General features: G+C 65.7%; 15 protein-coding genes. 3 read left to right on the plus strand and 12 right to left on the minus strand.

Annotation, left to right across the window (positions count from 1 at the left end; genetic code table 11):
- Window positions 1–57: 57 nt before the first annotated feature.
- From WKW79_RS30230 to hpaR, 10 genes are all read right to left on the minus strand, one after another.
- A complete protein-coding gene (locus WKW79_RS30230) occupies window positions 58–1,047 on the minus strand; it encodes a Bug family tripartite tricarboxylate transporter substrate binding protein (protein ID WP_340338936.1) in 990 nt (329 codons plus the stop codon).
- Between the two features lie 144 nt (window positions 1,048–1,191).
- A complete protein-coding gene (locus WKW79_RS30235; RefSeq protein ID WP_340338937.1) occupies window positions 1,192–2,001 on the minus strand; it encodes an aldolase/citrate lyase family protein in 810 nt (269 codons plus the stop codon).
- Window positions 2,002–2,015: 14 nt separating this feature from the next.
- Window positions 2,016–2,819, minus strand: coding sequence for a 2-oxo-hept-4-ene-1,7-dioate hydratase (gene hpaH, locus WKW79_RS30240; protein ID WP_340338938.1), 804 nt, complete (start codon window positions 2,817–2,819; stop codon window positions 2,016–2,018).
- Between the two features lie 5 nt (window positions 2,820–2,824).
- The gene (locus WKW79_RS30245; protein WP_340338939.1) at window positions 2,825–3,229 is read right to left on the minus strand and encodes a 5-carboxymethyl-2-hydroxymuconate Delta-isomerase; all 405 of its coding nucleotides are present in this window, start codon (window positions 3,227–3,229) and stop codon (window positions 2,825–2,827) included.
- Window positions 3,230–3,231: 2 nt separating this feature from the next.
- Window positions 3,232–4,050, minus strand: coding sequence for a DODA-type extradiol aromatic ring-opening family dioxygenase (locus tag WKW79_RS30250; protein WP_340338940.1), 819 nt, complete (start codon window positions 4,048–4,050; stop codon window positions 3,232–3,234).
- 13 nt (window positions 4,051–4,063) lie between these two features.
- The gene (locus tag WKW79_RS30255) at window positions 4,064–4,399 is read right to left on the minus strand and encodes an aromatic ring-opening dioxygenase subunit LigA (RefSeq protein WP_340338941.1); all 336 of its coding nucleotides are present in this window, start codon (window positions 4,397–4,399) and stop codon (window positions 4,064–4,066) included.
- 36 nt (window positions 4,400–4,435) lie between these two features.
- Window positions 4,436–5,896, minus strand: coding sequence for a 5-carboxymethyl-2-hydroxymuconate semialdehyde dehydrogenase (gene hpaE / locus WKW79_RS30260; protein ID WP_340338942.1), 1,461 nt, complete (start codon window positions 5,894–5,896; stop codon window positions 4,436–4,438).
- Window positions 5,893–6,648, minus strand: coding sequence for a fumarylacetoacetate hydrolase family protein (locus WKW79_RS30265; RefSeq protein WP_340338943.1), 756 nt, complete (start codon window positions 6,646–6,648; stop codon window positions 5,893–5,895). Before WKW79_RS30265 ends, hpaE begins: the two co-directional genes overlap by 4 nt.
- Window positions 6,645–7,280, minus strand: a complete 636-nt coding sequence (locus WKW79_RS30270; RefSeq protein WP_340338944.1) for a fumarylacetoacetate hydrolase family protein — start codon at window positions 7,278–7,280, stop codon at window positions 6,645–6,647. The genes WKW79_RS30265 and WKW79_RS30270 overlap by 4 nt, the downstream gene beginning before the upstream one ends.
- Complete coding sequence (hpaR, locus tag WKW79_RS30275; protein WP_340338945.1) at window positions 7,277–7,714, minus strand: homoprotocatechuate degradation operon regulator HpaR; 438 nt, start codon at window positions 7,712–7,714, stop codon at window positions 7,277–7,279. The genes WKW79_RS30270 and hpaR overlap by 4 nt, the downstream gene beginning before the upstream one ends.
- A gap of 118 nt (window positions 7,715–7,832) precedes the next feature.
- On the opposite strand from hpaR, the gene radA reads away from it, so the two are divergent.
- The gene (gene radA, locus WKW79_RS30280; RefSeq protein WP_340338946.1) at window positions 7,833–9,224 is read left to right on the plus strand and encodes a DNA repair protein RadA; all 1,392 of its coding nucleotides are present in this window, start codon (window positions 7,833–7,835) and stop codon (window positions 9,222–9,224) included.
- Window positions 9,225–9,285: 61 nt separating this feature from the next.
- Here radA and WKW79_RS30285 read toward each other — a convergent pair whose 3' ends face one another.
- Window positions 9,286–9,729: a hypothetical protein gene (locus tag WKW79_RS30285; RefSeq protein ID WP_340338947.1), complete on the minus strand. Its 444-nt coding sequence runs from the start codon at window positions 9,727–9,729 to the stop codon at window positions 9,286–9,288.
- A 176-nt stretch (window positions 9,730–9,905) separates the two neighbouring features.
- On the opposite strand from WKW79_RS30285, the gene WKW79_RS30290 reads away from it, so the two are divergent.
- The gene (locus tag WKW79_RS30290) at window positions 9,906–10,340 is read left to right on the plus strand and encodes a glycerate kinase (protein WP_340338948.1); all 435 of its coding nucleotides are present in this window, start codon (window positions 9,906–9,908) and stop codon (window positions 10,338–10,340) included.
- Between the two features lie 41 nt (window positions 10,341–10,381).
- On the opposite strand, the gene WKW79_RS30295 is transcribed toward WKW79_RS30290, so the two are convergent.
- Entirely contained in the window at window positions 10,382–11,353 is a 972-nt protein-coding gene (locus WKW79_RS30295) for a recombination-associated protein RdgC (RefSeq protein ID WP_340338949.1), read from the minus strand.
- A gap of 160 nt (window positions 11,354–11,513) precedes the next feature.
- Here WKW79_RS30295 and WKW79_RS30300 point away from each other — a divergent pair, with 160 nt between their 5' ends.
- Window positions 11,514–12,461 carry a branched-chain amino acid transaminase gene (locus tag WKW79_RS30300; protein ID WP_340338950.1) on the plus strand — a complete coding sequence of 316 codons (948 nt, stop codon included), beginning with the start codon at window positions 11,514–11,516 and terminating at the stop codon, window positions 12,459–12,461.
- The last annotated feature ends 2 nt before the right edge of the window (window positions 12,462–12,463 follow it).

A 12,463-nucleotide genomic window follows, 5' to 3' on the forward strand; every position in this document is an offset into this window, starting at 1 on the left:
CGCCCCTGGTGAGGGGGTGGGCGCTCGCACGACGTGCGAGCAACCTGGGGGAGAGCTCTAGCCTTCCGCGGTAAAGCCCACCTGCTTCACGATGGGCGCCCACTTGGCGGTGTCTTTCTTGATCAGATCGGTCAGCTCCTGTGGCGTGGACGACATGGCTTCCAGGCCGAAGCCGGCGAGGCCGTCGATCACGTCCTTCTGCGCGAGTGCCGACCTCATCGCGCCGTTCAGGCGGTTCAACACTTCCGGCGAGGCCTTGGCCGGCAGCAGGAAGGCGAACCACTCGCTGTGCGCCATGTCCTTGATGCCCTGCTCGCCGAAGGTCGGCACGTCAGGCACGAAGCGGCTGCGCTTTTCGCCCGACACGCCGAGGATGCGCACCTTGCCGGTGGGCAAATGTTGCGTGATGTCGCCGATCGGGCCGGAGACGGCCGAGATGTTGCCGCCCAGCAGGTCGAGCATCGCCGGCTGCGTGCCGCGATAAGCCGCATGCTTCAGTTCGACGCCGGCGCTCTTGCCCAGCAGCACGCCGATGAAGTGCGGCGTGGAACCGGCGGCCGGCGAGCCGAAGTTGGCGCCGGCCGGGTTGGCCTTGGCCCAGGCCAGGAATTGCGGCACCGTCTTCACGTCGAGCGGCACGGCCGGACCGACCGCGAAGCCGAAGTCGAAGATGCAGGCGATGGTCACAGGCGTGAGGTCGACGAGCGGGTCGTACGGCAGCTTCTTGTAGATGTGCGGGTAGATCGTGAGGATGGAAGTCGGCGTCTGCAGGATCGTTGCGCCATCGGCCGGCTGGCTCTTCACGTAGGTGACGGCGATCTGGCCGCCGGCGCCGGTCTTGTTCTCGACCACGCAGGTGTTCGCGTACGGCGGGCCGAGCTTGGTCGCGACGCGGCGGCAGGTCGTGTCCGAGGTGCCGCCGGCCGCGAAGCCGGTGATGATGCGCGCGGTCTCGATCTGCGCCTGGGCGAAGGCCTGCTGGCCGATGCTCGCGAGCAGCGCGGCGGCGCCGGTGGATTGCAGGATGTGGCGGCGGGTGAAGTCCATGTGTGTCTCCAAGGTTGAGTGCGGTCGGGATTGTTCCAGCGTGAGCCGGGTTTTCGTCCCCGCGTTTACCTCAGCTTTGACTTCTTGCGTGCGGGCCTTCGTTGACGTGCGATGGATTTGTCATGCGTTGAATCCATTGCGAGGTCAGTAAGCGCTGCCGGGTTTCACGGCACTGGCACTGTCTTTGAAGCGGGCAGCGAGCGCACTGGTATGCCGCACCAGCAGGTTCGTGTCCAGCCCCACCGCCACGAATGTCGCGCCCAGCTCCAGGTAGCGGCGCGACAGCGTCTCGTCCGGCGTCAGGATGCCGGCGGCCTTGCCGGCGCGGATGATGCGCGCGATGGCGTCCTCGATCGCGGCCTGCACCTCCGGATGCCCCTGGTTGCCGAGGTGGCCCAGCGATGCCGACAGGTCGGCCGGGCCGATGAAGACGCCGTCCACGCCGTCGACAGCCGCGATGGCGTCCAGGTTGTCGAGCGCCTCGCGCGTCTCCGCCTGCACCAGCAGGCAGACGTTGTCGTTGGCTTCCTTCGGGTAGTTGTTGTAGCGGCCCCAGCGCGAGGCACGCGCACCGCCCATGCCGCGGATGCCGTGCGGCGGATAGCGCATCGCGCGCACGATGGCGGTGGCCTGTTCGGGTGTGTCGACCATCGGCACCAGCAGCGTCTGCAGGCCGAGGTCGAGGTATTGCTTGATGTAGGTCGTGCCGACATCGCCGTGGCCCACCGGCACACGTGCGATGGCATTCGCGCCGGGGTAGGCGGCGATCGCCTGCGCCTGCTGCAGGATCGACTGCAGCCCGTTGGGCGAATGTTCGCCGTCGATGAGCAGCCAGTCGAAGCCGGCGCCGGCGCAGATCTCCGCGCTGTAGGCATCGCCGAAGCCGAGCCAGAAGCCGATCTGCGGGCGCTTCTCGACGAGGGCTTGCTTGAAGGGGTTGACGGGTGTTTGCATGAAGGCCTTTTTGTCTAGACGAAGCGGAAGGAGATCGAGCCCAAGGGCCCGTAGTCGGCATGAAAGGTATCGCCCGGCGCGCCGGTCGTGGGCCGGGTGAAGGAGCCGCCCAGCACCACCTCGCCGGCCTGCAGGCATTCGCCCCAGGGTGCCAGCTTGTTGGCGAGCCACGCCACGCCCGTGGCCGGATGGTTGAGCACGGCCGCGGCCACGCCGGACTCCTCGATCACGCCGTTCTTGAACAGCAGCGCGCTGACCCAGCGCAGGTCCACCGCATCCGGCTTCACGGGCCGCCCGCCGGTCACGATGCCGGCATTGGCCGCGTTGTCTGCGATGGTGTCGAACACCTTGCGCATCTGCTTCGTGTGGCGGTCGAACTGCTCGATGCGCGCGTCGATGATCTCGATGGCCGGCACCACGTAGTCGGTGGCCGCGAGCACGTCGAAGATCGTCACGCCCGGGCCTTCCAGCTTCTTGCCGAGCACGAAGGCCAGCTCCACCTCGATGCGCGGCGCGATGAAGCGCGTGAAGGGGATGTCGCCGCCCTGCTCGAAGAACATGTCGTCGAGCAGCGTGCCGTAGTCGGGCTCGGTGATCTGGCTGGCCTGCTGCATCGCGCGCGAGGTCAGGCCGATCTTGTGACCCTTGACGACGCGCCCCGCGGCGATCTTGCCCTTCACCCATTCACGCGAGATCGCATAGCCGTCCTCGACGGTCATCTGTGGAAAGCGCTTGGAGAAATGCTCGACCTGTACACGCGATTTCTCGCTCTGGTCCAGCTCGGCGGCGAGTTGCTGGATGACTTCGGTGGAGAGCATGGGCGCTACTTGTTGAACAGGGGATGCAGGTTGCCGAGCTTGCCGTCGTAGACCTGGCCCGGCGCCTCGTCGATCTGCAAGGTGATGCCGACATGGCGTTGCGCGATGAGCGGATCGAAGTGCTGCTTTGCGCACGCCAGCAATGCGTCGCCGATGCGTTTCTTGACGGCATCGGGCCGACCCGCCGCCATGCGCACGTTGAGGTAGACGAAGGCATGGTCGCCACTCCCGTCGGCCACCGCGTAGTGCGTGGCGGGGAAGGCCAGCACGCGCGTGCCGCCGGTCGGATAGACCTGCTTGCCGTCGTCGTCGCGCTGCGCGAGCATGGCGTCGGCCATCGAGCGGCACAGCGCGCTCATGTCGGTCTGCGCTTCGATGTTGGGGGTATAGAGGATGACCAGGTGCGGCATGGCTATTCGACAGTCATGGTTGCGGCGGTGCAACTCACCGCGAAGATGGGAATGGCCTTCATGTGCAGGATCTCGCCGCGTCCTCGCGCCGCGGCCGCCACAGTGATGAAGGTGCGGATCTCGAAGCCGCCTTGTCCCGCATCGCGGTAGGTGGCTTCATCGGTGTAGTCGAGCATGCCAGCCTTGTCGTTGGCGCACCAGCGCTGCATGAAGTCGGCGTCCCAGGCTTCGTTGACCTTGCCGGAGTCCGGCGTCGCCGGCCAGTGCGAGATGCCGCCGGTGCCCACCAGTGCGATGCGTTCCGGCGCCTTGTCGCAGGCCCGCCGCAACGCTTCGCCGAAGGCCCATGCACGGTGCAGTGGCGTCAACGGCGGCCCCTGGCAATTGATGTTGACCGGGATCACCGGGATGTCGTACTTCGGCGTGAGGAAGTTGAGCGGCACCATGATGCCGTGGTCGAACTTCCACTCCTCGGCATAGGCCACGTCCACCGTCTGCATCACCTCGCGGATGAGGCGTTGCGACAGCGCTGCGTTGCCAGGTACCGAGGTCTTGGCGATGCCGAGCCAGGCCGGGTCCTCGATCGGCCCTTCGTAGCGGTCCGCCATGCCGATCGCGTAGGCCGGCATGTTGTTCATGAAGAAGTTGGCGAAGTGCTCGGCGGCGATGACGATGACCGCATCGGGCTTCGTTGCGCGCATCGCCTCGCCGAAGCGATGGAAGGCCGCGTGGAAGGCGTCCTTTACCGCCGGGTCGGCCAAGTGGGCGCGGCCCGTGATGCCGGGGGCGTGACTGCAGACGCCCGAGAAGACGAGGCTCACGACGATGCTCCTTTCATACGCCCGCCACCTTGTCTTCGGTCGAGGTGGTCATCGCATAGATGCCGGCGCGCACCGGCCCGTACTTGCGCACGCCCTCGCGCATGGCTTCGAGGTAGTCGGCCCACGGCATGCCGAGCAAGGGCGCGAAGTGCATCAGCAACTGGCCGTTGCAACCGAGCACATAGAGCTTGCCGATGTCGCCATCGCGGATGGCCTCGCGCTCTTCATCGACCAGGTCGTAGCCGGCGAGCAGGGCGTCGCGCTCGGCCCCGCCTTCGCGGTAGCGGCGCTGCACCTCCGGCTCGCGGTTCAGTGCGTAGAGGAATTTCTGCATGCTGTAGAGGCTCATCGCGTCAGCTCTCCAGCGCGATGTTGGACTCGCGGGTCACGCCACACCCCAATGCGGGATGTGATGCGAACCCATCGACACCGCGATGTTCTTCGGCTCGCAGAACACCTCGTAGCTCCAGGTCCCGCCCTCGCGTCCCGTGCCCGACGCCTTGGTGCCACCGAAGGGCTGGCGCAGGTCGCGCACGTTCTGGCTGTTAACGAAGCACATGCCGGCTTCGACCGCAGCCGCGACGCGGTGCGCACGGCCGATGTTCTCGGTCCAGACATAGCTGCTCAGGCCGTACTGGATGTCATTGGCCAGCCGGATCGCATCCGCCTCGTCTTCGAACGGAATGAGGCAGGCGACGGGCCCGAAGATCTCGTCTTGCGCGATCCTCATGCGGTTGTCGACATCGGCGAACACAGTGGGCAACACATAGTTGCCCTTGCGCACGCGCTCGGGCAGATCGGGCATGCCAAGACCGCCGCACAGCAGCGTCGCGCCTTCCTTTGGCCCGAGTTCTATGTAGCTGCGCACCTTGGCCAGATGCGCCTGGGAGATCATCGGCCCGACGATGGTCTTCTCGTCCAGCGGATCGCCGACCGTGATGCGCCGCGCGCGCTCGGCGAACTTGGCCGCGAAGTCCGCATAGATCGACTTCTGCACCAGGATGCGCGAGCCCGCGGTGCAACGCTCGCCGTTGTTGCTGAAGATCATGAACACGGCGGCGTCCAGCGCGCGGTCGAGGTTCGCGTCGTCGAAGATCACGAAGGGGCTCTTGCCGCCAAGCTCCATGCTGAACTTCTTCAAGCCCGCGCTCTTCACGATGCGGTTGCCCGTGGCCGTAGACCCAGTGAACGAGATCGCACGCACATCGGGATGCGCGACCAGCGGCTCGCCCGCATCCTTGCCGTAGCCATGCACGAGGTTCAGCACGCCGGGCGGAATGCCGGCTTCCAGCGCCAGTTCGCCCAGCCGCGCAGCCGTCAATGGCGACAGCTCGCTCATCTTCAACACGGCCGTGTTGCCGAACGCAAGGCACGGCGCGACCTTCCACGTCGCCGTCATGAACGGCACGTTCCACGGCGAGATCAACGCACACACGCCGACCGGATGGAACAACGTGTAGTTGAGGTGCGTCTCGGTCGGGTAGGTGTGGCCGTCGACGCGCGTGCACATCTCGGCGAAGTAGTAGAAGTTGTCGGCCGCGCGCGGCACCAGTTGCTTGCCGGTCTGCGCAATGACCTGGCCGCAATCGTTGGTCTCGGTCTGCGCAATGGCCGGCACGTTGGCCGCGATCAGGTCGCCGAGCTTGCGGATCAGCTTCGCGCGTTGGGGTGCGGGCATGCCGGCCCATTTCGGAAAGGCTTCCTTTGCAGAGGCCACGGCGGCATTGACTTCCGCCTCGCCGCCGGACGCGACCTCGGCCAGCACTTCCTGCGTCGCGGGGTTGACGGTCTCGAAGTAGTCCCTGCCTGCCACCGGCTTGCCGTTGATGAGGTGATCGATCTTCATGAAGCTCCCTGGATGGTGTTGACGAGTGCGCCGATGTGCTCGATCTCGGTCACGACCACATCGCCGGGCTGGCAATCCACCACGCCGTCGGGCGTGCCGGTGAGGATCAGGTCGCCCGGCTGCAGCGTCATGAAGCGGCTGAAGTACTCGATGAGAAAGCCAGCGTCGAAGATCATGTCGCGCGTGTTGCCCGACTGCGTGAGCTTGCCGTTGACGGTGGTCTGCAAGGCGAGCGCCATCGGGTCGGGAATGTCCTTGGCATCGACCCGCCACGGCCCGATCGGCGTGCAGGTGTCGCGGTTCTTCACGCGCAGGTTGGGGCGGTACCAGTTCTCGAGGTAGTCGCGGATCGCGTAGTCATTGGCCACGGTGTACCCGCCGATGAAGTCGTAGGTGTCGTCGCGCCGCACCTTCTTCGCGGTGCGGCCGATGACGATCGCCAGTTCGCATTCGTAGTGCATGAACTGCACGCCCGCGGGACGGCGCGTGAGCTGGCGATGGCCGATCAAGGAGCCTTCGCCCTTGACGAACACCAGCGGTTCCTCGGGCGCCTTGAATTCCAGTTCCTTCGCATGGTCGGCGTAGTTGAGGCCGAGCGCGAGGATGGTGCGTGGGCGCGGTGTCGGGGCGAGGGGCGGAAGCCAGTCGACCGCCTCGAATGCGACGAGCCGGCCATCCGCGAGCAGCAATGCGCCGTCGCGCTCGATGGCGTCGTGCACCGCGCCCTGGTAACGCACGCGGGCGTGTTTCATGCAGCCTCCACCAGCGTGTTCGTCAGAGTCTCGAAGCCCGGCGCCGTGATCTCGATGCGGTCACCGGCCTTGGCCAAAGGCCGTCCAACATTGCAGCCCAGCATCAACACATCGCCGGGCGCCAGGGTCATGAACTCGCTCACGTCTGCCACCAGTCGCGATGCACTGCGAACCAGCTTGGAAAAGTCGGCGGCATGCCGAAGCTCGCCATTGATCCGCACCTCCAGCACAAAGCCTTCTGGATCGCCACCGACGCGCATCGCGGGGCCGATGCCCAGGAAGCCATCCACGCACTTGAATTTGACCGGCGGCCTGAAGAAGCTCGCATGCGGCAGCGACAGGTCGTTCATGAGCACATGCCCCGCCACCTGGCCGCCTTCGCCCATCACCATGGCAATGGTCGCGCCGACTTCGACTTCGCTCTCGCCCTCCGGCACTGCGATGTCGCTGCCATGTGGACTCCATGTGTTGGCCGTCTTGACATACAACACTGGCGCTTTCGGCGGAGCCTTGTACGGCGGCTCGTTCATGCGCGATGCCCACGCGTCCACCTCCTCGCGGAAGTTGAGCAGCACGCCGTACACGGTGCCGCTCGGCAGGAAAGTCGCCGCATCGGCGCGCTCGTTGCTCACGATGGTTGTTCCAATGCAATCAGTTCGTCGAGCAGCTTGTAGAGCTGCCCGAGCTTGGCCTTGCTCATCGACTGCTCGAGCCACGCGTAGTGCGCCTCGATGGTGCCGGACAGCTTCTTCACCAGCCGCTTGCCCTTGGCCGTGGCCTCGATCACCGTGCGTCGCTGGTCTTCCGGGTCGCGGCTGCGCTGGATCAGGTCATCGCGCTCCATGCGCGCCAGCACGCCGGTGAGGCTCGGTCCGAGGATGAAGGCCTCTCGCGCGACGCGGCCGGTTTCGACGGCACCGTGCTCGCCCAGCACGCGCAGCACGCGCCACTGCTGGTCGGACAGCTCGTGTTCGCGCAGGCTGGGCCGCGTGTGCGCCATCACGGCTTCGCGTGCTTGCAGCAGAAGGCGCGGCAAGTTGCGATGGACGAAGGGCGTGGTGCTCATAGGCACCGATATTATTTAACTTGTTAAATGATTTGCAAGTGCCAGGACATTCCGTTACCAAGGGGTTTACCCGAGTTTGTCCGCAAGGCGCTTGCCCGGCCCTGCCTACACTCGATCCATGGCAAAGGAAAAAACAAACTACGTCTGCGGCGAATGCGGCGGCACCAGCGCGAAATGGCTGGGCAAGTGCCCCAGCTGCGGCGCATGGAACACGCTCGTCGAGCAGGTCGCGGTGCAGGGCGGCGGCGCCGGCAACAACCGCTTCAGCGCGCCGTTCGCGGCGCTGGGCGGCTCGTCGGAGCTGGCTACCTTGTCGGAGATCGAGGCGACCGACATCGCGCGCACCCCCACCGGCATCGACGAACTGGACCGTGTGCTCGGCGGCGGCATCGTCGCCGGCGGCGTCACGCTGATCGGCGGCGATCCGGGCATCGGCAAGTCGACCCTGCTGCTGCAGGCGGTCGACGCGTTGCAGCGCGCGGGGCAGAACGCGCTCTACGTGACCGGCGAGGAGAGCGGCGCCCAGGTCGCGCTGCGCTCCAAGCGGCTCGGCCTCGACTATTCGCAGGTGCAGGTGATGGCCGAGATCCAGCTGGAGAAGATCATCGCCACGCTGGACGCCAACCGCCCCGCGATCGCGGTCATCGACTCGATCCAGACGGTGTACTCAGACCAGCTCACCTCCGCACCGGGCTCGGTAGCACAGGTGCGCGAATGCGCCGCGCACCTGACGCGCTTCGCCAAGACCAGCGGAACCGCCGTGGTGCTGGTCGGCCACGTCACCAAGGAAGGCGCGCTGGCCGGCCCGCGCGTGCTGGAGCACATGGTCGACACGGTGCTGTATTTCGAAGGCGACACGCATTCGAGCTTCCGGCTCGTGCGCGCCATCAAGAACCGCTTTGGCGCGGTCAACGAGATCGGCGTCTTCGCGATGACCGAGCGCGGCCTGAAGGGTGTCACCAATCCGAGTGCCATCTTCCTGAGCCAGCATGCGGAGCCGGTGCCCGGCAGCGTGGTGCTGGTGACGCTGGAAGGCACGCGGCCGATGCTGGTGGAAATCCAGGCGCTGGTCGACGATGGTGGCCCGAGCCCGCGGCGCCTGAGCGTCGGTCTCGACCGGGACCGCCTCGCGATGCTGCTGGCCGTGCTGCACCGTCACGCGGGCATTGCCTGCATGGACCAGGACGTGTTCGTCAATGCGGTCGGCGGCGTGCGAATCAGTGAGCCCGCAGCCGACCTGGCGGTGATGCTGGCGATCACCTCGAGCCTGCGCGGCAAGCCATTGCCCAAGGGCTTCATCGCTTTCGGTGAAGTCGGGCTGGCCGGCGAGGTGCGCCCGGCGCCGCGCGGTCAGGAGCGTCTGCGCGAAGCCGCCAAGCTCGGTTTCAGCATCGCGGTGGTCCCCAAAGCCAACGCGCCCCGGAAGGGCGCGAAGGAGATCGAAGGCCTGACAATCCACGCCGTCGAACGGATCGAGGAAGCGATGGACGTGGTCCGTCAGCTTCAATAGTCAGGGGTCAAAAAAACGCCCGGACCGCGAGGGGGACGATCGCGAATCCGGGCAGACCTCCCTACCCGCCGATATGCATCGTGAACTCTGGTCCGCCGTTGAGCGTGCAGTTGCCTGCACCCAACGTCGCCGAGTTCATCGTGTACCGGCAACTCAAGATCCCGCCTTTCGCACCGGCGGCATTGGCGATGCCATTGCGTTGCGAACCCGCAGTGCGCGTTGCTTCTCCCTGGAACTGTTCTCCACCGATCACCGCGCTGAAATGGCCGCGGCCGTTCAGGTCGCTCGTCACGACGCCGGTCACTGCGCCGTAGCGGCTCGCTTCGGCATTGCTCGGGTAGAGACGTGCGGTGAAGCTCTGGCTGGTCGGTGCGGGTGGAGCGGGTGGCATCGGGGGCATCGGCGAGATCGCGATGGCCTGCTGCGGCGGACCGACCTGCGCGGGTGGCGCGATCGGCACCACGTAGCAGCCGCTCAAGGTGGCAGCAGCGACGACAGTGGCCATGGACAGGAGAACAGTACGAGGGGAGGTGACGCGATTCATACACTTCGGGGTGGCCCGGGCACATGCCCGTGAACGAAATGTGCCGTCACGGGGTACCTTCCACCATTCTTTCCATGCAAAGTATCGAAGCGTGCCACTCGCGGTAGCGCGGCTTGGCTACCGACGACAATCCATTGATGAATTTCCGCAAGTACCTGGTGCCCATTGCCGGCTTGTCGTTGCTCGTCTTTGCGTGGAACCAATACGGTTGGCAGGGCGTGGCCGCGGTGTCGGGCGCGATCGTGATGTTCCTGTTGCTGCACTTCAACCGCACCATGGCCGTCCTGCGGCGCGCTGCAAACCGTCCGATCGGCTATGTCGACAGCGCGGTGATGCTCAACGCCAAGCTCAAGCCTGGCGTGAACCTGATGCATGTGATGGCGCTCACGCGCTCGCTCGGCGAACTGAAAACGCCAAAGGACGAGCAGCCGGAGCTCTACCGCTGGACCGATGGCGGCGGCTCGTGGGTCGATGCCGAGTTCATGGATGGCAAGCTGCGCCAATGGACCTTGACGCGGCCCGACCCGGCGGCTGCGCAGGCCGAGCCGTCAGACCAGCCGCCGGCGCCATAGGGCGCCTCGGATTGAGGCACCGGTTCGCCGCTTCGGGGCTCCTAGAACGGCGCGTCTTCGGTCTCTGCCTCGGCGGGGGAATCGGCTTTTTCCACCCGCGCGGCAACACCCAGTGCCATCTCGCCACCGAGCGCTTCCAGCAGGTCCGGCACGAGCTGGCCGAGTTCGCCGGTGGCGATGGCCGCATCGGCGTCGAAGTTGTCGTCCTTGCCGTCCTTGATCGCGCTGGTGCTGTCGGTGCCTTCCAGGAACACGATCTTGCGCAGCGTCATGCCTTCGGTCAGCTCGAAGGACACCCGGTCGTCCCAGGTCATGGCCAGGCGGGTGGGGCGCTTGCCCTGTTCGATGTGCTGGCGCACCTCGTCGATGTCCAACGCATGCTTGGCATAGCGCACCACCGATTTCGATTCATCGCTGGCCTTGAGTTCGCACTCGCGGTCGATCGTGAAGCCGGCCGGCGGCTCCTGCGTCGACAGCCAGTTCGACATGGCGGCGGCCGGTTCGATGGTGGTCGAGATCTGCGCCACGGCAAAGCCTTCGAAGGCGTTGACCAGCGCGGTCACGACCTCGTCGGCGCGTGAGACGTTGGAGCTGTTGATCACCAGGCGGCGCGATTCCGGGTCGATCCAGACCGTGACCTTGGCCTGGCGCGTGAAGGCCATTGGCAGCAGTTCGTGCGCGATGTCTTCCTTGAGGTCGCGCTTTTCCTTCTTGCCCGGCTTGCGGCCGGTGGTGGCCTCGATCTGCGCGCAGCGCTCGTCGACCTTGCGGCGGATGACCGATGCCGGCACCGCCTTGGCCTCAATCATGAATTCCAGCAGCCAGTGGCCGCCGACGGATTCGACCAGCGCCCCATTGGCCTGGCCGCGCGGCTCGATCCAGCCGGCGGATTTTTCCTGCGTGGCGCCGCAGGGCGCGAAACGGTGGGCGTCGAGCGCCAGTTCGGCCTGCTCGAGCGTGGCAGACCATGAAGATTCGATGCGATAGACGATGACGTTCTTGAAGAAGGACACAGGCACTCTTTCCTGAAGCGTTGGGCAGATGCGTTTTTTGGCGAAGGCGCGATTGTCGCCGCCCGCCGGGCACCCGACTCGCGCGTCCGTCGGTCCGCCGCGAAGCCGCCCGCGCCGTAAAATCGCCGGCTCAGCGAATCTCCCCCAAGGACACAACACAATGAGCGCCCTCGTTCCCCCCGCGCCTTCGATGGCCGACCGTGACGGCAAGATCTGGATGGACGGCCAACTGGTCGACTGGCGCGATGCCAAGATCCATGTGCTGACCCACACGCTGCACTACGGCTGCGGCGCCTTCGAGGGCGTGCGCGCCTACAACACGGTCAACGGCACCGCCATCTTCCGGCTCGAAGAGCACACCGAGCGCCTCTTCAACAGCGCCAAGATCCTGCGCATGAAGATCCCGTTCACCAAGGAAGAGGTCAACGAAGCCCAGAAGACGGTGGTGCGCGAGAACAAGCTCGACAGTTGCTACCTGCGCCCGCTCACCTGGATCGGTTCGCAAAAGCTCGGCGTCAGTCCCAAGGGCAACCAGATCCACCTGATGGTCGCCGCCTGGGCCTGGGGCGCCTACCTCGGCGAGGAAGGCATGAAGCGCGGCATCCGCGTCAAGACCTCCAGCTACACCCGCCATCACGTCAACATCACGATGACGCAGGCCAAGGCCGTGAGCAATTACAGCAACTCGATCCTGGCCAACATGGAAGCGCTGGACGATGGCTACGACGAGGCACTGCTGCTCGATGCGAGCGGATTCGTTTCCGAGGGCGCGGGCGAGAACATCTTCGTGGTCAAGGGCGGCGTGATCTACACGCCGGACCTGTCCGCCGGCGCGCTCAACGGCATCACGCGCAACACCATCCTGCACATCGCCAAGGACCTCGGCATCGAAGTGATCCAGAAGCGCATCACCCGCGACGAGGTCTACATCGCCGAGGAAGCCTTCTTCACCGGCACCGCCGCCGAAGTCACGCCGATCCGCGAGCTCGACCGCATCGAGATCGGCAGCGGTTCGCGCGGCCCGATCACCGAAAAGATCCAGAGCGCGTTCTTCGACATCGTGAACGGCCGCAATCCCAAATACGCCCATTGGCTTTCAAAGGTATAAAT

Source organism: Variovorax robiniae, assembly GCF_037889955.1.
In the GTDB taxonomy this organism is placed as follows: domain Bacteria; phylum Pseudomonadota; class Gammaproteobacteria; order Burkholderiales; family Burkholderiaceae_C; genus Variovorax; species Variovorax robiniae.

Bases quoted from the DNA above. Each gene is read 5' to 3' on its own strand.
- WKW79_RS30230 (WP_340338936.1), bottom strand. From the start codon at position 1,047: ATGGACTTCACCCGCCGCCACATCCTGCAATCCACCGGCGCCGCCGCG.
- WKW79_RS30235 (WP_340338937.1), bottom strand. From the start codon at position 2,001: ATGCAAACACCCGTCAACCCCTTCAAGCAAGCCCTCGTCGAGAAGCGC.
- hpaH (WP_340338938.1), bottom strand. From the start codon at position 2,819: ATGCTCTCCACCGAAGTCATCCAGCAACTCGCCGCCGAGCTGGACCAG.
- WKW79_RS30245 (WP_340338939.1), bottom strand. From the start codon at position 3,229: ATGCCGCACCTGGTCATCCTCTATACCCCCAACATCGAAGCGCAGACC.
- WKW79_RS30255 (WP_340338941.1), bottom strand. From the start codon at position 4,399: ATGAGCCTCTACAGCATGCAGAAATTCCTCTACGCACTGAACCGCGAG.
- hpaE (WP_340338942.1), bottom strand. From the start codon at position 5,896: ATGAAGATCGATCACCTCATCAACGGCAAGCCGGTGGCAGGCAGGGAC.
- WKW79_RS30265 (WP_340338943.1), bottom strand. From the start codon at position 6,648: ATGAAACACGCCCGCGTGCGTTACCAGGGCGCGGTGCACGACGCCATC.
- hpaR (WP_340338945.1), bottom strand. From the start codon at position 7,714: ATGAGCACCACGCCCTTCGTCCATCGCAACTTGCCGCGCCTTCTGCTG.
- radA (WP_340338946.1), top strand. From the start codon at position 7,833: ATGGCAAAGGAAAAAACAAACTACGTCTGCGGCGAATGCGGCGGCACC.
- WKW79_RS30285 (WP_340338947.1), bottom strand. From the start codon at position 9,729: ATGGCCACTGTCGTCGCTGCTGCCACCTTGAGCGGCTGCTACGTGGTG.
- WKW79_RS30290 (WP_340338948.1), top strand. From the start codon at position 9,906: ATGAATTTCCGCAAGTACCTGGTGCCCATTGCCGGCTTGTCGTTGCTC.
- WKW79_RS30300 (WP_340338950.1), top strand. From the start codon at position 11,514: ATGAGCGCCCTCGTTCCCCCCGCGCCTTCGATGGCCGACCGTGACGGC.